General features: G+C 47.0%; 19 protein-coding genes and 1 tRNA gene. 10 read left to right on the top strand and 10 right to left on the bottom strand.

The window, feature by feature from the left end; genetic code table 11:
- Positions 1–42: 42 nt before the first annotated feature.
- Entirely contained in the window at positions 43–1,422 is a 1,380-nt protein-coding gene (gene xseA, locus OEL83_11975; protein ID MDK9707756.1) for an exodeoxyribonuclease VII large subunit, read from the bottom strand.
- Between the two features lie 112 nt (positions 1,423–1,534).
- Between xseA and OEL83_11970 the strand changes: the two genes are divergently transcribed.
- The 3 genes from OEL83_11970 to OEL83_11960 all read left to right on the top strand — a co-directional run bounded on the left by OEL83_11970 (position 1,535) and on the right by OEL83_11960 (position 4,400).
- Entirely contained in the window at positions 1,535–2,230 is a 696-nt protein-coding gene (locus tag OEL83_11970) for a tetratricopeptide repeat protein (protein ID MDK9707755.1), read from the top strand.
- 15 nt (positions 2,231–2,245) lie between these two features.
- Positions 2,246–3,106: a pantoate--beta-alanine ligase gene (gene panC / locus OEL83_11965; protein MDK9707754.1), complete on the top strand. Its 861-nt coding sequence runs from the start codon at positions 2,246–2,248 to the stop codon at positions 3,104–3,106.
- Between the two features lie 91 nt (positions 3,107–3,197).
- A complete protein-coding gene (locus OEL83_11960; GenBank protein MDK9707753.1) occupies positions 3,198–4,400 on the top strand; it encodes a DegT/DnrJ/EryC1/StrS family aminotransferase in 1,203 nt (400 codons plus the stop codon).
- 52 nt (positions 4,401–4,452) lie between these two features.
- Here OEL83_11960 and OEL83_11955 read toward each other — a convergent pair whose 3' ends face one another.
- A complete protein-coding gene (locus tag OEL83_11955; protein ID MDK9707752.1) occupies positions 4,453–4,815 on the bottom strand; it encodes a cell wall hydrolase in 363 nt (120 codons plus the stop codon).
- Positions 4,816–4,980: 165 nt separating this feature from the next.
- Between OEL83_11955 and OEL83_11950 the strand changes: the two genes are divergently transcribed.
- On the top strand, positions 4,981–5,397 hold the full coding sequence (locus OEL83_11950) for a secondary thiamine-phosphate synthase enzyme YjbQ (protein MDK9707751.1): 417 nt from the start codon (positions 4,981–4,983) through the stop codon (positions 5,395–5,397).
- A gap of 62 nt (positions 5,398–5,459) precedes the next feature.
- Here the strand turns inward: OEL83_11950 and lpxC are convergent, their stop codons facing one another.
- The gene (lpxC, locus tag OEL83_11945) at positions 5,460–6,446 is read right to left on the bottom strand and encodes a UDP-3-O-acyl-N-acetylglucosamine deacetylase (protein MDK9707750.1); all 987 of its coding nucleotides are present in this window, start codon (positions 6,444–6,446) and stop codon (positions 5,460–5,462) included.
- Positions 6,447–6,639: 193 nt separating this feature from the next.
- Complete coding sequence (gene lpxK / locus OEL83_11940; protein MDK9707749.1) at positions 6,640–7,725, bottom strand: tetraacyldisaccharide 4'-kinase; 1,086 nt, start codon at positions 7,723–7,725, stop codon at positions 6,640–6,642.
- A 284-nt stretch (positions 7,726–8,009) separates the two neighbouring features.
- On the opposite strand from lpxK, the gene OEL83_11935 reads away from it, so the two are divergent.
- Both OEL83_11935 and lpxB read left to right on the top strand, forming a co-directional pair.
- A complete protein-coding gene (locus OEL83_11935; protein MDK9707748.1) occupies positions 8,010–8,993 on the top strand; it encodes a Gfo/Idh/MocA family oxidoreductase in 984 nt (327 codons plus the stop codon).
- Positions 8,990–10,147, top strand: coding sequence for a lipid-A-disaccharide synthase (lpxB, locus tag OEL83_11930; protein ID MDK9707747.1), 1,158 nt, complete (start codon positions 8,990–8,992; stop codon positions 10,145–10,147). The genes OEL83_11935 and lpxB overlap by 4 nt, the downstream gene beginning before the upstream one ends.
- A gap of 16 nt (positions 10,148–10,163) precedes the next feature.
- Here lpxB and OEL83_11925 read toward each other — a convergent pair whose 3' ends face one another.
- Genes OEL83_11925 through queD form a run of 3 tightly spaced genes read right to left on the bottom strand, consistent with a single transcriptional unit; the run spans position 10,164 to position 12,886 of the window.
- The gene (locus OEL83_11925; protein MDK9707746.1) at positions 10,164–11,189 is read right to left on the bottom strand and encodes a molybdopterin-binding protein; all 1,026 of its coding nucleotides are present in this window, start codon (positions 11,187–11,189) and stop codon (positions 10,164–10,166) included.
- Positions 11,190–11,214: 25 nt separating this feature from the next.
- The gene (gene tviB, locus OEL83_11920; GenBank protein ID MDK9707745.1) at positions 11,215–12,492 is read right to left on the bottom strand and encodes a Vi polysaccharide biosynthesis UDP-N-acetylglucosamine C-6 dehydrogenase TviB; all 1,278 of its coding nucleotides are present in this window, start codon (positions 12,490–12,492) and stop codon (positions 11,215–11,217) included.
- A gap of 16 nt (positions 12,493–12,508) precedes the next feature.
- Positions 12,509–12,886 (bottom strand): 6-carboxytetrahydropterin synthase QueD, encoded by a 378-nt coding sequence (gene queD / locus OEL83_11915; GenBank protein ID MDK9707744.1) that lies wholly within the window; start codon positions 12,884–12,886, stop codon positions 12,509–12,511.
- 333 nt (positions 12,887–13,219) lie between these two features.
- Here queD and OEL83_11910 point away from each other — a divergent pair, with 333 nt between their 5' ends.
- The 4 genes from OEL83_11910 to OEL83_11895 all read left to right on the top strand — a co-directional run bounded on the left by OEL83_11910 (position 13,220) and on the right by OEL83_11895 (position 17,793).
- Complete coding sequence (locus OEL83_11910) at positions 13,220–13,978, top strand: methyltransferase (GenBank protein MDK9707743.1); 759 nt, start codon at positions 13,220–13,222, stop codon at positions 13,976–13,978.
- A 146-nt stretch (positions 13,979–14,124) separates the two neighbouring features.
- Positions 14,125–15,651, top strand: coding sequence for a YifB family Mg chelatase-like AAA ATPase (locus OEL83_11905; protein ID MDK9707742.1), 1,527 nt, complete (start codon positions 14,125–14,127; stop codon positions 15,649–15,651).
- A gap of 37 nt (positions 15,652–15,688) precedes the next feature.
- Entirely contained in the window at positions 15,689–17,425 is a 1,737-nt protein-coding gene (locus tag OEL83_11900) for a hypothetical protein (GenBank protein ID MDK9707741.1), read from the top strand.
- Positions 17,426–17,439: 14 nt separating this feature from the next.
- On the top strand, positions 17,440–17,793 hold the full coding sequence (locus OEL83_11895; GenBank protein MDK9707740.1) for a hypothetical protein: 354 nt from the start codon (positions 17,440–17,442) through the stop codon (positions 17,791–17,793).
- A gap of 68 nt (positions 17,794–17,861) precedes the next feature.
- Here the strand turns inward: OEL83_11895 and OEL83_11890 are convergent, their stop codons facing one another.
- The 3 genes from OEL83_11890 to OEL83_11880 form a co-directional block, all read right to left on the bottom strand.
- Positions 17,862–18,359, bottom strand: a complete 498-nt coding sequence (locus OEL83_11890; GenBank protein ID MDK9707739.1) for a dCMP deaminase family protein — start codon at positions 18,357–18,359, stop codon at positions 17,862–17,864.
- Positions 18,356–19,201: a lysophospholipase gene (locus OEL83_11885; protein ID MDK9707738.1), complete on the bottom strand. Its 846-nt coding sequence runs from the start codon at positions 19,199–19,201 to the stop codon at positions 18,356–18,358. The genes OEL83_11890 and OEL83_11885 overlap by 4 nt, the downstream gene beginning before the upstream one ends.
- Positions 19,202–19,374: 173 nt before the next feature.
- A tRNA-His gene (locus OEL83_11880) sits at positions 19,375–19,451 on the bottom strand.
- Positions 19,452–19,462 lie beyond the last annotated feature (11 nt).

The following is a 19,462-nucleotide window of genomic DNA, read 5'->3' as shown; positions in this document are numbered from 1 at the left end:
GTGCAGTTCGATATTATTTGCTCCGCTACAAAGAGTTGCCTCCTACTCGCTCTTCCTGGTAACCACGCAGTCCAATTGCCCTTCCTGTAAGAGAACGTTGAGTTCTTCGCCAACCCGGGTGTCCCTTGCTCGCGAAACTACTCGCCAGGTTGCATCTCCCGACTCTTTTTTACGTGCAATTGCATATCCCCGGGCCAAGGTTCCCAGCGGGCTCAAGCCATTTAAATGACCTGCCTGTTCGGCAAGTGATGCCTGTTTTCGCTCGATTGCGCGCTGCATGAGAATTTTTAATTGGCTGGCCAAAAAAGAAACGTGCTGCTCCTGCAGGAGAATTCTATTGGCAGGCATTTCTTGCTGTAGGCGCCTTGTAACTATCCGACATGCATTCTCTTTTTCCTGAAGAAATTCCTGTGCCGCCTGCATCAGATGAGCTTTACCGAGATGCAGACGAAATTCCAGGCCGGAAAAGACATTTTTCATATCGCCCAGCATTTTTTTATGGTGCAAGAGCTGCTGGTCAAGAAAGTATATTTTCCGCTCGAAGCGAAGCCGCAGGCTGGTGTGCACGGACCTAAGATGGTTGCGAAGCATTTCAGCATTAGGAACTAATTTTTCGGCAGCTCCGGTAGGAGTGGGGCAGCGGAAATCAGCACAGAAGTCGGCAATGGTGAAATCAACCTCATGGCCAATACCGGTCACTACCGGAATGCTTGACCGGTGGATTGCCTCGGCAACAATCTCCTCATTGAAAGCCCATAGATCTTCAATAGAACCTCCGCCACGGCACAGGACAATGATGTCGGTATCGGTAATTCCTTGTGCAAGGTCAATGGCACGGGCAATCTCTCCTGCCGCGCTTGCCCCCTGAACCTTCACGGGTAGGATCTGAATATGAATCGGTGATCTTCTATTGTTGACAATCTTTAAAAAATCATGGATAGCAGCCCCTGTAGGGGAGGTAATAACAACTATTTTTGCGGGGTAGGGGGGAATCGCCTTTTTCGATTCAGCGGCAAAATAGCCTTTTTCGGCAAGTTTTCGCTTGAGTTGCTCAAATTCTCGCAATAATTTGCCGATGCCGTAGAGCTCGATACTGTCAGCGACAATCTGATATTCACCGCGCGGCTCATACAGCGAAATTCTCCCGAACACCACGACCTGTTGGCCGTCCTGCAATGCAAGGTCAACAAACCGTTTTTGCTGTTTAAAAAGCACAGCCCTGATCTGTGCACCTGAATCTTTCAATGTAAAGTAGCAGTGACCGGAAAAGGGCGTCTTCAGGTTCGAAACCTCACCGCAAATTCGTATAAACCGGTATTGGTTTTCGAGGATTTCTTTAATAGATGCGGTAAGCTGGCTGACAGTGAAAATGGTCTCGGTATTCAAGGTATTCATCACCTGCACGAAAGGAATTGGTAGCACCGCGAAACTCTCCGATTACGCATGGACAGACATACGGGTATATATTATATTGCACGGTCTATGTCCTGTCATTTATTCATAAAATAACTCATCCGTTCCGAGGAGGAAGCATATGGCCAGTGAAAGTGCGTTCAATAAACGTCTTACTGCCGAAACCACGTTCGATAAAGTTGAGGGATTGTTGGAACATTTCAACCTTCCTCCAAAGGTCATCCGCTTTATTCGCGGCAACTTGCGAATCATCCAAGTGGCCATTGCTATCATCGTTGCAACTATCGTGTTCACCTCACTTTATAGTTCCTACAAGGAAAAAATCAGAGAGGAGGCAGCGACTGCTCTTTCTAAGGCCTTGCAACAAGGTAAAGATATTCAGGCAGATGCCCTGCTCAAGGTAGCAAATGACTATGGCAGCACATCGTCGGCACTCTGGGCGAAGGTCGAACTTGCCCATCTTGAAATGCAAAAAGGGGCCTTTGCCGATGCCGGCGAAAAATATCGGAAGATCCTGGCGGAGATTGACAAAAAAAATCCCCTTTACCCCCTGGTTTTGTTGAGTGTTGCTCAGGCTTATGAGGCAGAGAAGAAATACCCTGAGGCGGCAAAAGAATATGATATCCTAAAAGGTCTCAAGGGATACGAGCATATTGGCTACACGAGCATGGGTCGGCTGGAAGAAGTGCAAGGCAACATTGAAAAGGCCATTGCAGTATATAATAATTTCCTCTTAAGTCTCGGTGAAGATTCTTCTAAGGCACAGTCAAAGGAACAAATTGAAGGTAAGGTGGCCCGGCTAAAGGCCCGCCTCTAATTGCATAGGTACGCAATGGACAAAATAGAATCACCTGCGGCAATGTATAACCAGGTTATGTCCTGGAAACAACAGGGACAGAAAGTTGCTCTTGTCCCAACCATGGGTTGTTTACATGAGGGACACCTCTCTCTCATGCGGATAGCATCCCAGAATGCCGACAAGGTTGTCGTCAGTATCTTTGTTAACCCCATGCAGTTTGGACCAAATGAAGATTTTGGCGCCTATCCAAGGCAGTTGCAGGCTGATTGTGTTCTTGCTGCAAAGGAAGGGGTTGATGTGGTCTTTTGTCCTGAGGCAAAGGACGTTTATCTTGAAGGGTTCCAGACTACAGTCAGCGTTCTCAATCTGGCAAAAGGCATGTGCGGAGCAGATAGGCCCGGACATTTTGATGGTGTTGCCACCGTGGTCAGTAAACTATTTCACATGACCGCACCGGATATAGCTGTCTTTGGAGAAAAGGATTTTCAACAACTGGCAATTATCAGGCAGATGGTGCGCGACCTCAATTTCCCCGTGAAGATCATTGGTGGACCAATTGTTCGCGAACCAGATGGGCTGGCCTTGAGCTCGCGCAATAAATACTTACAGGGCGAGATGCGCGGGCAAGCTCTTTGTTTATCTAAGTCAATAAAAATGGCGCAGCAACTGGTGGCACAATCTCCACAACCGATAGCGGCCGATACACTTGTCGAGGCGACCGTCAAACTCGTCGCTGAAGCTGGGGGGAAGCTTGAATATGCGGTTGTGATAAATGATCATACTCTACAGCCGGAGGCGGTGGTCGGACGGAGCAGTGTACTGGCGATTGCTGTCAAAATTGGCGGAAAGGTTCGCCTCATCGATAACGCCAGGCTCTATCCAGGCAAGGAATAATTGAGGCAGTTTGCCCTTTCGCTGAAAAGCTTTTCAGGCCTGAAATTGTCTTTATAATGTTTGCAATAGATCAGAATTAATGGAGTAAATTATGCCAGGATTTGAAATATTCGGGGAAGAGGAAAGAAAAGAAATCATGGATGTCCTGGCGACAGGCGTCCTTTTTCGCTATGAATTTATCGATCAACGAAAGGGTGTTTTCAAGGTTCGCCAGTTCGAAGAAAATTTTGCTCAATACTGCGGGGCTGGACATGCTCAGGCGGTTACCTCAGGCACCAGTGCTCTGAAAGTTGCACTTTCCGCCTTGGGTGTTGGGCCGGGTGACGAAGTCATAACCCAAGGTTTTACCTTTGTGGCAACCTGGGAGGCGATTCTTGAAGTTGGGGCAACGCCGGTCTTTACTGAGGTTGATGCCACCCTCAATATGGATCCACAAGACCTGCAAAAGAAAATCACCCCGAAGACAAAGTGCATTATCCCCGTTCATATGCTCGGGGCTCAGGCCCGAATTGCCGAGATTGTCGCCATAGCCGCACAGCACAGTATTCCAGTGCTTGAGGATACCGCGCAGGCTGCCGGGGCTCGGATTAACGGCAAACACCTTGGCACCTTTGGAAAATGCGGTACCTTCTCCTTTGACTCAGTAAAAACCATGACCACTGGCGAGGGCGGAATGATCATTACCGATGATGCCGAGCTTTGGCGATCGATGTCTGAATACCACGATCACGGCCATGACCATCAGGTCAATCCCGGTGGCCGGGGTGGGGAAGGGCGGCGCTTTATCGGCTCCAACTACCGAATGATGGAACTGCAGGGGGCAATGGGCCTTGCCCAACTGGCAAAACTTGATTCCATGGTCGTAGCCCAAAAAAAAAACAAGACAATCCTCAAGGAAGCTGCAGCCTGCATTCCCGGCGTGTCGTTTCGGCAACTCATTGACCCGCAGGGGGATTCTGCCACCCACCTCGCCTTCATTCTCCAGGACCGAGAACACTGCCTGCGGGTAAATGCCTCTTTACGAAAAGATGGCCTCGGCGCAGTCAATTTCTCGGAAAACACCTGGCACTATTATCCACAATGGGAGCATTTGCTGGGTGGCAAGACAATAACCCGATCCGGTCATCCCTTCACTGAACCGGGCGGCAAGAAAAAGATCGTCTATGACCCTCAGGCTCTACCCCAATCGGCAGCCATTCTTGAGCGAACCTTAGTGTATCCAGTTTCGATCAAGATGGCTGAAGAAAGACTGCTACAAATGCGAAACGCCCTGCAAAAGGCAAGTCAGATCTAAAGGAAGGCAAGAATTCGGTAATACCCTCGCACCTTTCGCGGTGGTATTACCGCTATTTGTAGAATTTGTGCGAGCCGTATTGGTCGAGGAAGGTGTATTCGGCAGTCCATGAGGGTTCGACGGAATCGAGATGGTAGTGGGTTGCGCCTTGAGTAAAATCTTGGGTTTGCAGGGCAAGATACACTGATTGCATACATTGCAGAAAGGCCTTTGGATCATCGGGGAAATAGGAGTCTTTCTTTGAGGTCCAACTGAATTGCCGAGGTTGCTGAATGACCTCTTTAATCTGCAGGTTTTTCTCTGCCGCCCGGTTCATTGTCACCAAGGCAACGGCCACCTGAGCGACCTGAGGCTCCGATCTTGCCTCATGGTAAACATTCAGCGTCAGCCATAAAAGGCCCTCTAATATCGCCATAAAAATCCTTCTCCATCAAATTATTAGCTGAAGCAAAGCGCTGTGCGCTTACCCTAATGCACAACAACAGTTTGCAATCTTTAGTAAATTTCCTGACATTTTAGGCAGGATCGTACATCATCCTGCAATTCTCTCCACATCTTACCTGAAAAGAGTATATGGTTTATGAAGTCATATTTCAAGGAGCTCCATTTCGAGGTGCCGAGCCGAAGGGCATTTATCAATATAACCCAGGATGTTGAAAAATGTCTTACGGAAAGCGGCATTAAAGAGGGCCTGCTCCTGTGCAACGCTATGCACATAACAGCATCTGTATTTATCAATGATGACGAATCCGGATTGCATAATGATTTTGAAACATGGTTGGAAAAACTTGCACCGCATCTCCCGGTTGATCAGTATTCTCACAATGGATACGAAGATAATGCCGATGCGCACCTAAAAAGACAGGTCATGGGCAGGGAGGTAGTTGTCGCCGTCACCGCTGGAAAACTACATTTTGGCACATGGGAACAGATATTTTACGGTGAATTTGATGGCAAGAGAAGAAAACGGGTTCTCGTGAAAATAATAGGGGAGTAACCGCTACTGATTTACATCTGCCGGCAGCACTTTGTGTTTGCAGTTATTTTTCAGGGCTCGTGTCAGGTGACGGCAAAGGGAGCCGGTTTGTAGGTAAAGAACGGCGCAAGAATTTTAGTTGCGGCCTTTGACTCTGCCGCGACTCTGTCAAGTACTGTATAAGAACCTCTTTCCTTCATTTCGACGATCTCCCAACATTCAGGAGAAGCGGCAATGGCCTGCATGAGTCCAAGATGTTGGGCGTGACCTGCCTTGTAAGTTTCAACATGGCCAAGCACCGGATACCCCAGGAGCGCCAGGTCGCCCACGAGATCCAAGACCTTGTGCCTGATAAACTCATCATGGTAGCGCAGGCCGTCCTCATTAAGAACCGATTTTCGATCCCAGTGAATGGCGATAACATTCTCCAAGGTACCGCCTAAGGCTAACCCGTTGGCCCACAGTTCTTCGACCTGTTCGACATACCCAAATGTCCTGGCACTGGCGATCTCGTCATTAAAACGATCGGCGGATAGATCGAAGGTGTATCGTTGTTCCTTGATCAGGGTATCGTCAAAACAGATTTCACCGGTCACCTTGAAACCGTTATGCGGGGAAATCGTCAGATATTTTTCGGCATCCCTATACGTAATCGAATTGGTTATTCGTATAATCTTTCTAAGCTCATTTTGCCTCATTTTTCCAGTTATCTTGAGAAGTTGGAAAAATGGTGCGGCGCTGCCATCCATAATCGGAACCTCGGTAGAATCCAATTCCACATCAGCGTTGTCGATTCCAAAACCCTGAAACGCGGCCAACAAGTGTTCAGTAGTAGAGACCTGGAAGAATTCATTGCCGAGGGTAGTCGCCAGCTGTGTATCCACTACTTTATCCAGGTGCGCCTGAATGTGGGTATCACTTGGCATATCGGTCCGAAAAAAGCGGATACCGTTATTGACCGGCGCCGGTTTGATTGAGAGATTAACTGTTCTTCCGGAGTGCAAGCCAACCCCACAACAACTGACCGGGCTTCGCAAGGTATACTGAAATGGATCGATGGGCAGCGACATATTGAGTCCTTTGAGGTAAATTACATTTTGATGCCTTTTGCAATTTACGTGCCGCGGCGAATCCTCCAGTCAATTCTGAATATAGTCTTTAAAAACGGGGCGATAACAGTAATTCTGCTCCGTAAGAAACGAATGAGATCTGTGTGAAAAAAAACACTGTATGGTGAAAGGTCGGTAATCTTGCCACAAATATCTACTGCACCCGCAAGTCATCCAGCCGAGTCTTTTCTTTTTCAGATGTCTTAACAGCATTTATGACAAAGAGATCAAAGTCAGCGTCTCCGTGAAATTCAATTTCTGTAACATAGCAAACTAATTGCGAGTTTATCTTTTGTAGTTTGACAAAATCTTTTTTGGTAGTGACCAGCCGCTTTGCTCCTGATGCCAAAGCTTTTTCACAAATATCTACCATTGTTTCTTGGGTGTAGTTGACATGATCGGGCAGAGCCAAAAAACCATTGAGGCGAATGCCGATGTTCTTCAGTGACTCTTCAAATCGGTACGGATTGGCAATGCCGCAAAAGGCGAAAATTGGTTCTTCCGGGACAGCTCCGGAAGAAATGTGTTTATCCGGACATTGGATGGACAACTTGCTTGTTGTGGCATAAAAGACAGTTTTTTCTGGAAATTTGGCGGTTAAGAATGCAGCAAACTTTCTGGCATTGTCTTTGTTCTGTTCTCGTATTCCAGTAAGAAGAAAGGCATCGCAGCGCCCCAGGGCGGATACAGGTTCCCTTAAAGTTCCGCCGGGAAATACCCTTTGGTTGCCGGCAAGACTGGTTCCATCAAACAAAACGATGTCAATGTCGCGTTGTACTGCCAGGTGCTGAAATCCATCGTCCAGGAGAAGAACGTCAGCCTGAAAATTTTCTATGGCATGCAGGCAGGGGTAAATGCGACGGGTTCCGGTGAGAACTGGAACTCCGGGTAAGGACTCGGCAAGCATATATGGTTCATCACCAGCAAGTTCCGGTGAGAGAAAAATTGTCTTGCGATCGGAAACCACGTTAACACGTTGTTTTGCCTTTCCTCTATATCCCCGGCTGATTATTGCCGGCTGATACCCCTGCAGCACAAGAAGATTCGCCAGATAACGAACAGTTGGCGTCTTGCCGGTACCGCCCATTACCAGGTTGCCAACGGAAATTACCGGAACCGGTAGAGAATATTGATGCAAGATGCCCTTTTGATAGAGCTTCTCCCTGATTCGCATTGCCAATCCATAACAAAGGCCAAAGGGGCGACCGAAAAAATACAAATATTGTAAGTACTTTGACATGATGATTTGGATGAGAGGGGTACTCCGGCAACAGGCTTTCACTTTAGATTTTGCAAAATACACAGTAAAAGACTAATATCATTTCCCCGGAGGATATGCTCGCTCTTTCCGCTATGAATTGTTGTAAGTCATTGTAACGGCACTCATATGCCTGGATTAAGCTGAGTTGAGCAGCTAGCCTGCTCAAACGAAACGTATGCCCTTGCGGTATACGTTGTCAATACGCACTTCTGTTCTCCGCCCGTCGGGGGATTCCGTCATTAATTTCATTTCACACAACAGGCATGAAGAATATACGAGTTGGGGTAATTGGAGTAGGCTATTTAGGTCGTTTTCATGCGCAGAAGTATGCTGCCTTGAAAAATGTAAACCTGATCGGCGTGGCGGATGTAAGTGTCCAGCAAGGTGAAAAAGTTGCTGAAGAGTGCAAGTGTCAATACTTTCATGATTACAAGAAGTTGGTGCCTCTTGTTGATGCTGTTTCTATTGTCGTCCCCACCTCCTATCATCATCTGGTAGCAGGGGAATGCCTTGATCATGGCCTCGATGTCCTCCTGGAAAAGCCAATGACCGTTACCTTGGCGGAAGCGGACGAACTCATCGCTAAAGCGGAGGCCCGCAACTTACTCTTACAGATAGGCCATCTTGAGCGGTTCAACCCAGCAGTACAGGCCATGGAACCCTTTCTCACCACCCCGGTTTTTATAGAAAGCAATCGAATTGCCACCTTTAAAAACAGAGGTGTCGATGTCGACGTGGTTCTTGATTTGATGATTCATGACATCGATATCATTCTTAATATTGTCAAATCACCACTTAAGACCATTCATACCGTTGGTGCTCCTGTTGTCACAGCCAATACCGACATTGCCAATGCCCGATTGATGTTTGAAAACGGGGCCACCGCGAATGTCACGGTAAGCAGGATTTCTAGAACAAACGTTCGAAAAATGCGTATTTTTCAGCCGGGGTCCTATATAAATGTCGATTTCGGCAATAAACGGGTCATGACTATTGAGCTCTCCGAAGAACTCCGTGAAAACGGCATGCCCAAACAGATTGTTAAACTGCAGAAATTCTCCGACGGGGATGCATTAAAAAGCGAGATCATCTCCTTTGTGGAGCATGTCCAAAACCGCACAAAACCTGCAGTATCCGGTGTGGAAGGGAGACGGGCCCTGGAAGTGGCCTTACAGGTCATGGATCAAATCAAAGCGCTGCATAGCCTGGAATTATACAAAAAGGTCTTGGACGGAAACAGGGTATGACCGCCCATATCATGATTGTTACCGGAGAGGCCTCCGGTGATCTCCATGGCGCAAATCTCATTCGTGCATTGCGGGTGAGAGTACCGGATATCGAGGCCTGCGGAATGGGAGGGACTGAGCTTTTATCCCTCGGGGTAAATATCCTCTATGACGCGGGTAAGGTGTCGGTAGTTGGTATCTTTGAGGTCTTTGCTCATCTCAAAGATATTATTCTGGCCCAGAAAACGCTTCGCCGAAGACTGGTAACCCACCGTCCTGATCTGCTTATCCTTATTGATCTGCCAGACTTCAACCTTTTGCTTGCCAAACAGGCTAAAAAACTTGGCATTCCTGTTTTCTATTATATCAGCCCACAGGTTTGGGCCTGGCGGTCGGGCCGAGTCAAAACCATCCGCGAACGGGTAGATAAAATCGGTGTTATTCTGCCTTTCGAGGAAGAGTTCTATCGAAAACGCGGGGTAAACGCGGAATACGTCGGTCATCCTCTTCTTGATACGGTCCATTCTTCCATCGATAGACAACACTTTTGTGAACAGCACGGCATCCCTTTAGATGCCATATGTATCGGTCTGCTACCGGGCAGCCGGAAACGGGAAGTGTATTCGCTGCTGCCGGATTTTCTCGAAGCAGCGAAAATTATCCAGGACGCATCCCCTGAGAAGCTTGTATTTCTGGTTCCCCAAGCCTCCACTATCACCAGCAAGGATCTTGAAGAGGCGGGGATCCTTGAAGCGAGGAAGTATCTCGATATTCGTGTCATCAGCGATGAAAGGTACAGCATGATGGCGGCCTGTACTGCGGTCGTCGCCGCATCCGGAACCGTCACCCTTGAACTGGCCATCCTGGAAGTACCGATGATTGTTACTTATAGGCTCGCACCGCTTACCTATTACCTTGGTAAGCTGCTGGTTAAACTCGAACATTTTTCTCTTGTTAATCTGATCGCCGGCTATACTGCCGTACCTGAACTTCTGCAGGATGGAGTGACTCCTCACAAAATAGCTGAAGAACTGTCAGCCCTCCTTTTTCAACCGGAGAAACGGCAACGAATGCAGGCCGCGCTTCGTGAGGTTCGAGAAAAGCTCGGCAGCGCAGGTGCTTCTGAAAAGGCTGCGCTTGTCGCGGAAAATCTTCTCAAAACGCACAAGAGGTAGAGAACGAAGTAAGATGCTATTTGCCAAAGTTACAAATTGGGTATTGGCAAGTCGGGCAATTGCGGCACAGACCACCATGCCCCATCTCGGCAAGTTCACGTCTGCCGATTTTTTCGCCGCACAAAATTCTAGGCAGGACCAGGTCAAGCACTGTGATTTTATGGAACATCCCGCAAGCAGGGATTCCTAAAACAGGCCGATTGTCGATAGTTCCGCTGAGAAACATCGCCCCGGGAAGCAAAGGAGTTCCATATGCTGCATCGGCTGCCCCCGCAAGGCTTATTCCCTCCCGGGTAACATCATCTGGATCTACGGACATTCCGCCGCTGGTGACAAGCAGGTCAGCCCCTTGATCAATACAATACTTGAGTTCTTGAGCAATAATCTCTTTGTCGTCCGGGGCAAATCGTACCACTAAAATTTCAGAGCCGAGTGCCTGCGCCTTTTCGCGCAGTACTTCCTCAAAACGATCGGTAATTCTGCCGTAAAATACCTCGTTACCGGTGATAACTAAGCCGATTTTCGCCTTGCGAAGGGGAAGCACTTCAACAATCGGTGGGCCGGATAAGGCAATCTTTTCCGCCTCGGCCATGAGCTTTCGGGTGGTGATGAGCGGAATGAGGCGTGTCGCAGCGACCGTCTCACCCTTTTTCACAGGGGTGTGGTCGTGCAGGGTTGCGCACATCACCTCGCCCAGCATGTTCAAATGCAGAAGCGATAGCTTGTTAATACGCAGCAGACCATCAATCGCCGCTTTAAGGGCGATTTTCCCTTCGTCTGGTGTGTCGGTGTATTCAACGCCTCTACCCGCAAGCGCGCGAGCGAGAATGGAGGCTGCCTCATTTTCATGAATGTCAGAGGCAGCTAGAGTGAGAACGAAGATATTATCCTTCCCCAAACGTTTCAGGTGGGCAATATCTTCCTGGCGAATAATATGGCCTTTCTTGAAGGCAGCGCCCTTTTTCTCACCTTTGACGATCTCGGTAATATCATGGGGAAGTACCATCCCAATGGCCTTTTCAACAGGAACACTTTTCGACATAAAGAACCTTTACTGCTTAAATCCGTTAAAGACAACCGTCAACCTGATCATGGGGATACAGACTTTTCACATCATAAATAACTGATTTTTCGCGGCAAAATCCGCGAAGATCGGCAATGGTAAACTGAGCAAACTGCCTGTGTGCCACAGCGATAACTACTGCGCTATAGGTGTTCTGCCGAAGTTCTTGAACCGGCATGATGCCATATGCCTTTTCAGCTTCGTCTGGATTTGCCCACGGGTCATAGACATCAACGGCGATACCATACTCTTTAAATTCAGTGATAATATCAATGACTCTTGTATTTCGCAGGTCGGGACAATTTTCCTTGAAGGTGAGACCCATCACCAAGATCCGCGAAGCGGCAGTATCTATGCCCTTGCGCACCATTTTTTTAATGACGGTTGCAGCAATATAATGGCCCATATCGTCATTGAGCCGTCGGCCGGCAAGGATCATATTGGGATGGTAACCAAGCTCTTGCGCCTTATGGGTTAAATAGTACGGATCAACACCGATACAATGTCCTCCGACCAGACCCGGCCGGAAGGGCAGGAAGTTCCATTTCGTGCCGGCCGCGGCAAGCACCTCGCTGGTATTGATATCAAGTTTATCAAAGATAAGCGCCAGTTCATTAATCAATGCAATATTCACATCGCGCTGGGTATTTTCGATAACCTTTGCCGCCTCCGCAACCTTTATACTGCTCGCCGGGAAGGTACCGGCAGTAATGATTGATTTATACAGTTCGTCTACCATCCGCGCAGTCTCCGGGGTTGAGCCGGAGGTTATTTTAACGATTGACGGCAGACGGTGTAACTTATCCCCAGGATTGATACGCTCTGGGCTATAACCACAAAAAAAATCGCTGTTGTATTTAAGACCCGAGCCCTTTTCAAGGAGCGGCACGCAGACTTCTTCGGTTGCACCTGGGTATACAGTTGATTCAAAGACTACGATATCCCGAGGCTTTAGAGCAGCTGCCACCGTCCGTGACGCACCTTCAAGGGGACCAAAGTCGGGGCGTTTGGCGGCATCGATCGGTGTCGGAACAGCAACTATGAATATGTTACACTCACCAATTTCCCCTGAATTGGATGTAAAGTTCAAGAATTGCGAACTCTTTAATTCCTCATCGGAGACTTCAAGGGTGCTATCCTTACCTAAGCGGAGCTCTTCGATTCGAGTACGATTCAAGTCAAAACCAAGGGTCGGATATTTTTTGCCAAATTCAACTGCAAGGGGCAATCCGACATACCCCAAGCCAATAATACCTAAACGAATGTTTTGTAGTGTTTGCATCTTGTCGTCAAATAAATCAGTCTTGATTCCCATAATAGGTCAGGCCTTGAGTGTCGGTTTCATAGACGGTGACACTAAGGAGATGGTACCGATCATCTGCCAGCTGAGGCATAACCTCATCATAGATAAAGCGAGAAATATGCTCCGAGGAGGGATTTTTGTCCTGGAAGTAGGGGAGGGTGTTCAGGTCTTGATGATCAAGCTTAGCAATAGCAGCGCCGACAATCTTTTTTAATACCTTAAAATCAATGCCCATTCCGTACTGATCAAGAGCGGTGGCGCGGACAGTAACCTCTACTTTCCAATTATGACCATGCGGTTTTTCGCAGTCTCCGGGATAGTCTCGGAGATGATGGGCCCCGGCAAAGTGGGTTTTAATAAAAATATCAAACATCCTGATCTCCTTCCCTAAATGAGATTTTTTCTATGTGCGCAGTTGCAGGCGAACGCTAAATCTTTGGCAAACTTAATACTTTCCCCCCCAATAGTCATCTCTTTTTGCCTCAAGATAACTTTCAAAACCCATCCTGTTTTTCTTTTTTTATTCAAGCTGGTTACAAAGAATAATCCCTCAAATGATTTGTTCCCCTTTTCTTGGGCAATCTTTATAAGGGAAGTTTGATTTACATTTCAACTGGGTTATAGTTGTTGAAATTAAAAACAACGGATTGGGCATGCCTGCTTCCTTGCTCCATTCCTTTTCATTTCGAAGTAATTTAAAGTGGCGATGAATAACGGCCAATTTATTGCGGATGAAGGGATTTCGAGAGACAGCCTCTTTGATGGTGATTTGCAATGCCTTCAAACAACCGCCGGTTACCGATTTTCGGTGGATGCGGTGTTGCTCGCCCATTTTGTCAGAGTCAGAGAAAGAGAGCGAATCCTTGAGATGGGTGCCGGGTGTGGAATTATTATTCTGCTCCTTTTATACCGATGGGGTCCCTTGATCGAGGAAATCGTTGGAATCGAACTACAAAAAAGCCTGGTGAGTCTCGCCAGAAAAAATTTGGAAATAAATGGTTTTACATCCACTGGCCGCATCGTTGAAGGAGACATAAAAGACATTCTTCGACTCCTTCATAATAAAACATTTGATACAATTATTTGTAATCCCCCATTTTTCCCTCATGGATCGGGTCGGCAAAGCTCTAATCCGGAAGCCTGTCTTGCGCGTCATCAGATTCTTGCATCCCTTGATGACTTTCTACTCGCTGCAAGTCAAGCAGTGAGGAACAAAGGTTCGGTTTATTTTATATATCCAGCGACGCAAACAGGAACATTTGTTGCGAGTCTTGAAAAATTTCAACTTACAGTTAAACGGCTGCAATTTATCTACAGCTATCCGCAGAAGGATGGCAATGCTCGGCTGGTTCTTATAGAGTGCACTAAAAACGGTGGTGATGGCGCTAAGATTTGTCCTCCGTTCTATATTTACCAAAAAAAAGACGGTGATTATTCACCGGAAATGCAAAAATTATATAAGTAAAACGATGCGTTGCATTAATAATCCGGTACTGGAAGCTGAATATTAAAGTAACGCCTAAACCCGCGAAAAGAGCCGTAACAAAATGGGAACACGTGGCCGGATTCTTTTGTAACGATGTCTAAACTACTTTAAGGGCGCATCTTGCTATGCTTGCAATTGTTACCAGCTGTTCGGTTCTTGGAATTCATGGCTGGTTAATCCAGGTCGAAGTTGATGTTGCCCAAGGTCTTCCAACCTTTTCGACGGTGGGTCTTCCAGACAGTTCTGTTCGGGAAAGCAAGGATCGGGTTAAAGCTGCAATAAAAAACTGTGGTTATCAATTTCCCAACAAACGAATAACAGTCAATCTTGCACCGGCTGATATCAAAAAAGAGGGTGCCGGCTTTGATCTGCCAATAGCCTTAGGTATCCTCGAAGCGACGGAAACCTTAATCAGGCAACGCGCCGGTAATTATTGCGTGGTTGGCGAGTTGTCTCTTGATGGCTGCGTCCACCGGGTCAATGGTATCTTGCCGATGATTCTTGCCGCAAGAGAGCAAGGATGCCGTGGTATCCTAATTCCTCAAGAGAACAAGGAAGAGGCACTCATTGCTCCAGAAGGAATTGATATTATTCCCGTCACCTCTTTACCCCAGGCGGTCGAATTCCTGGCAGGCATGGAAACTGCCGAACCTCTTTGCCGTACAGACCTTTGGGCACTTCCGAATACCACTGCCTATCATGTAGACTTCTCAGATATTAAAGGTCAGCAACATGTCAAGCGGGCTCTTGAGGTTGCCGCTTCTGGCGGCCACAACATCTTATTAAAGGGGCCGCCGGGCTCCGGAAAAACCATGCTGGCGAGACGATTTTCGACAATCCTGCCCCCAATGACTCCAGCAGAAATTATCGAAACCACAAAAATCTATAGCGTTGCCGGTAACAATTCCGAGCGCAGCGCGATATTCACAACTCGTCCATTTCGGTCTCCTCACCATACCATCTCCGATGCAGGTCTTGTTGGTGGCGGGAGCACTCCACAGCCGGGAGAGGTCTCCCTTGCCCACAATGGAGTTCTTTTTCTCGATGAATTACCCGAATTTAAGAAGCATGTTTTAGAGGTATTGCGTCAGCCTCTAGAAGACGGTGAAGTCACAATTGCCAGGGCAAACATGACCTTGACCTTTCCGGCACGCTTCACCTTGATTGCCGCCATGAACCCATGCCCCTGTGGTTTTCTCGGTGACAGCCGCAATAGCTGTAACTGCAATGAAAATGATATAAAACGCTATACTGGAAAGATATCCGGTCCATTGATGGACCGGATTGATATGCATCTTGAGGTGGCAGGTCTTGACTACCGGGAAATGAACTGCTCTGTCAAAGGAGAAGCTTCAATAGATATCAAAGCTCGAGTTGACCAGACCCGGGCGCTTCAAGTAAAAAGATTCGCCGACAATCCAGGGGTATATTGCAATAGCCAAATGAATAGTAAACTAATGGAGAAGCATTGTTCTCTCGACAAACCTTCAGGGCAAATCCTGGAGAAAAGTGTCGCCAGGTTAAGGCTTTCGGCGCGGGCATACCATCGTATTCTGAAGGTTTCGAGAACCATTGCTGATATGTGTCAATCGCCGAATATCCAATCAATCCACGTTTCCGAAGCGGTGCAATTCTGCCGGACGGATCAATAGCCGCGATACTTCATTTTACTGCCACGGAACGAGTCCTGTGAAGATCAAGATCTTTACTATTGCTGCCACCATATCGCTGGCGATTGTTTATGCACTGGTGCTGCGTATCCAACCGGATCGTCCAGAGTACCTGGCCAGATTCATTCCCAGTGTTGCTTTGGTATATCTTGAACAAGAAAATTTTTTTGATACGTTTGTAAGTTTTTCAGGATCTTCACTTGGTAAGAAAATTGAATCAATAGATTTTGCCGGTGTCGCTAAAGATATCGGTGCCGGAGAAGGTGCAATTGTTACCATGCACAATCTTGTTAAGATCATTACTACCGCAAAGAGCGATCCTTTTCTCAAGGAATTATTCGGCAACAGGATTGCATTAGCCATATTACCGCCCATTAATTATACAAGAGCCCCTCACGAAAGGAGGGATTTCTTCTTGGAAAATTCTGTAGTTGTCGCCGAACCGTCCTATCCGGAGAGTGTCTTCGAGATGCTTGGTTCTCTATTGCCAGGGGCATTAGAGGGGGCGACTATAACCAATGTCCAATATGGGAAACACCATATCAAGAGAATTGAATATAAAGGCAATTCGTTTTCCATGGTGAGAATTGATCGCATTTATCTTTCTGCCATGAACGAAAGACAATTACGTCGATGTATCGATGTGTTTGATGATGCGCAACCGGCCTTTGCCAACAATAAAGAGTTCCTTACCCTGAAAACCCGCTTTCCTGAGGCGGACCGTTTGTTGATCCTACCATTTGATAATCTAAAAGAATATCTTCCGAAACTTCTGGCTGAGTTTGACCTTTCCAGCAATTCCTTATTAAAAGAAGAATCCCTTTTGCCCACATTTTTTAGAGATTTCGGGTATGCAGCAAAACATCAGCAGTCAATCATAAAGGACTGGATACTTCTTCGTTACGATCATGATAAGAAAGATGAGTTCACAAAACAGCCCTCCTTCCGCAAGCCAGTAACCCCGAAGCATTTCTGGTTTTCTCTGACTACTGAAAATCCCATGCTGTACTTATGGACAAATATTTTTAATTTAAAGAGTTTGTTGTTCAGCATTTCCGAAGATCGACAGCAACCGGGAAGTCCAACAGGCAGCATCAGCCAGTTGATTTCTGGTGTTGGAAAAAGCTTCGACCCTATTCCGGAGACATTAGGGGAGGAAATGGCCATCATTGTCGAACCTGGCTCAGAGGACCGTCCTTTGCGCGTACCCCTGGCACTAGCTTTTCTTCCGGTTACCAACAGTGACGGCCTTAAAAAGGCAATCCAAGATATCGTTGACACCCACAGTATTGTGGTTAAAACAGTCCAGCATGGCAATGTTGTATATATGCAATCGCCGCAATCTCCTCAGGACGGCCTGCTGCCCCTCTATGGATTTTTGGGCGAGCACTTTTTTCTTGGTAACAGCGCCTCCTTGTTGCATAAGGTCATCGATGCGCATGAGAGTGGCTCTTCTTCGTTACAAGGCGATTTATTAAAAGAAGACGATACAGTACTGGCCGAACCGAATAATCTCATCGCCTTCAGTAGTAATCCACAACTAATAGACACTCTTAAAGATTTTCTCAGCATCATGGGAACTCTTGTCGCCCTGGAAGATCGTCAGTTGGCCCAGAAAATCAAATTAATAAACGATGCGATCATCGGTCCTCTCCTTGATGAAATGAAAATGTACGACACCAGCATCTTCCGCAGCTATCTAATCTCAGAACACGTAGTTGTAGATGTAACCACTACTATTTCAGCTCACCCTTAAACCATTTGGAGAATATGCAAAAATTAGTAGAAGAATTAAAACGATTGATAACCTTTAAGAAGACCACCGATGTGGGTGATATCGTTCTTATAGCCGCCAAAGAGCCACACATGCTCTTTTATGCCTATGTCAACAAAATCGAGAGAGACAACAGTAGAACCGACGAATGGTGGCATCTTTCTCTCACCATACTTTCCATTCCTTTGCAAAAGATTACCTGGACCCTTCGCACAGAGCAAATGAGCGGGCAGGAAATTTTCACTATGGGTGGAGAAGAGCGATTTTTACAAGCTGTGGTTATTGGAGAAAAAGAGGTGAATAAGCTGGGGTCCAAAAAGATAATTCCCCTGATAAAGAGAGTGAAGTAACATTACTGAGATCAAAAGCAAGGGATTCTAAAGTTTTATAGCAACCCAAAAACATCAGCCTCGACATTTCAGGGTAATGGCGGTACGAAGTTCACGAGGACTGACGCAAGCTTTGTCTCCAGTTGCCGGTAGGTAATACGGGCGCACTTGTCCAACATTATTTTCGCCGCCTTGACCTGATCGGTTTCGCTGTATTTATCCGACAGATAGATGATTTCCTTGATGCCCGATTGAATAATTACCTTTGTGCATTCATTACAAGGAAACAATCCTACGTAGATCCGGCAGTTTCTGAGATCGGTGGAAATAGAATTCAACACTGCATTGAGTTCCGCATGGCAGACATAGGGGTATTTGGTATCGAGAAATTTTCCTTGTCTGTCCCAGGGTAACTCGTCATCGGAACAGCCCCAGGGAAAACCGTTATAGCCAACTCCGACAATCTTGTTCTGGTCGTTGGCAATACATGCTCCAACCTGAGTATTTGGATCCTTGCTTCTCTGGGCGGACAAAAGCGCGACGGCCATGAAATATTCATCCCAAGACAGGTAATTCTTTCTCTTCACGAAGCTTCCCCCCTTGGGGTATCCTTAAGTTTTTTCCGTCGTTGCCGCCAAGTATTAATTCCACAAACAGTGTCTATAAATCCCTTGATCGTTTGAAAATATAGCTTGCCACCAACCTGCCAAACCGTATTATGCTCAGCTCCCGGGATAATGAGAAACTGTTTATTTCTCGCCGCCGAGGCTGCCTGCAGTTTCTCGGCCTGAGCGACAGGCACCACCCCGTCCCGCGAACCATGGAAAATCATGGTTGGTATCTTTATCTTGCTGATTTTCTTTAAAGTAGAAAGACAATCCTCCTCAAGCATTCCATCCACCGAAAGATGTGGACAAATTGTGTCAAGGAAAGGGATGATGCTGCAAAATGCACTTTCAAGGATCATTGCCTTGATCATGGCTTGGGAATTTTGTACAACCTCCAGCGCCGGGATGACACCAAGGGATCTGCCCATTACCACTACTGCTCCTGAATAACCCTTTGCTTGAAGCCATTCGATCGCCTGGGAGAATTGTGGTTCAGAATCGCTCACCAAGGTCGAGAGGGAAACAGTTCCTTCGCTTCTTCCGAAACCTCTACGTGCGGTGAGAAAAACGTTGATACCGGACGCAGTGAAATATGTCGCCAGTAAGTCTAAAAGATCGGAAGATTCGTTCCATCCATAAAAATAGACGATAGTTGGCGCATCAGGGGCAGCACAATAGAACCTGCAATAGAGTTGAATATCCTCACCTATGGAAAAGCTGAGGTCTTCGGTGGGTGCCGAGCAGCACTCACTATCAGTAGGAGCAGGGTGATCGAGAGAAGTTTGAAGTATTGGTCGATCAAGCTTTTTAGATTCGGTCATAACAGGTAGTTTCTTTGGCTAAAAAGAAAAGGGGCTTAAGGTTTTTTCGAGAGAGGACTTAATCTAAGAGATCTTTCGCTAAAAAGCTACTCCCGTACACTCGTCAAAGTCAATATGTTGAGTACAAACGACAAAAGGGCGGCATTTCTGCCGCCCTTTTGTCGTTTTATATGTGGGGTGAGCGATGGGACTTGAACCCACGGCCTCCTGGGCCACAACCAGGTGCTCTAACCAATTGAGCTACGCCCACCACATAAATGG

Origin of the sequence: Desulforhopalus sp., assembly GCA_030247675.1 — a bacterium.
Lineage (GTDB): Bacteria > Desulfobacterota > Desulfobulbia > Desulfobulbales > Desulfocapsaceae > Desulforhopalus_A.
This window is presented reverse-complemented; position numbering and strand designations above follow the sequence as displayed.

Coding starts and splice junctions, on each gene's coding strand:
- OEL83_11925 (MDK9707746.1), bottom strand. CDS start 11,189: ATGTCGAAAAGTGTTCCTGTTGAAAAGGCCATTGGGATGGTACTTCCC.
- lpxC (MDK9707750.1), bottom strand. CDS start 6,446: ATGTCGCTGCCCATCGATCCATTTCAGTATACCTTGCGAAGCCCGGTC.
- OEL83_11950 (MDK9707751.1), top strand. CDS start 4,981: ATGAAGTCATATTTCAAGGAGCTCCATTTCGAGGTGCCGAGCCGAAGG.
- OEL83_11910 (MDK9707743.1), top strand. CDS start 13,220: ATGAATAACGGCCAATTTATTGCGGATGAAGGGATTTCGAGAGACAGC.
- tviB (MDK9707745.1), bottom strand. CDS start 12,492: ATGCAAACACTACAAAACATTCGTTTAGGTATTATTGGCTTGGGGTAT.
- lpxB (MDK9707747.1), top strand. CDS start 8,990: ATGACCGCCCATATCATGATTGTTACCGGAGAGGCCTCCGGTGATCTC.
- OEL83_11895 (MDK9707740.1), top strand. CDS start 17,440: ATGCAAAAATTAGTAGAAGAATTAAAACGATTGATAACCTTTAAGAAG.
- OEL83_11970 (MDK9707755.1), top strand. CDS start 1,535: ATGGCCAGTGAAAGTGCGTTCAATAAACGTCTTACTGCCGAAACCACG.
- OEL83_11885 (MDK9707738.1), bottom strand. CDS start 19,201: ATGACCGAATCTAAAAAGCTTGATCGACCAATACTTCAAACTTCTCTC.
- queD (MDK9707744.1), bottom strand. CDS start 12,886: ATGTTTGATATTTTTATTAAAACCCACTTTGCCGGGGCCCATCATCTC.
- OEL83_11935 (MDK9707748.1), top strand. CDS start 8,010: ATGAAGAATATACGAGTTGGGGTAATTGGAGTAGGCTATTTAGGTCGT.
- OEL83_11955 (MDK9707752.1), bottom strand. CDS start 4,815: ATGGCGATATTAGAGGGCCTTTTATGGCTGACGCTGAATGTTTACCAT.
- lpxK (MDK9707749.1), bottom strand. CDS start 7,725: ATGTCAAAGTACTTACAATATTTGTATTTTTTCGGTCGCCCCTTTGGC.
- OEL83_11960 (MDK9707753.1), top strand. CDS start 3,198: ATGCCAGGATTTGAAATATTCGGGGAAGAGGAAAGAAAAGAAATCATG.
- OEL83_11905 (MDK9707742.1), top strand. CDS start 14,125: ATGCTTGCAATTGTTACCAGCTGTTCGGTTCTTGGAATTCATGGCTGG.
- panC (MDK9707754.1), top strand. CDS start 2,246: ATGGACAAAATAGAATCACCTGCGGCAATGTATAACCAGGTTATGTCC.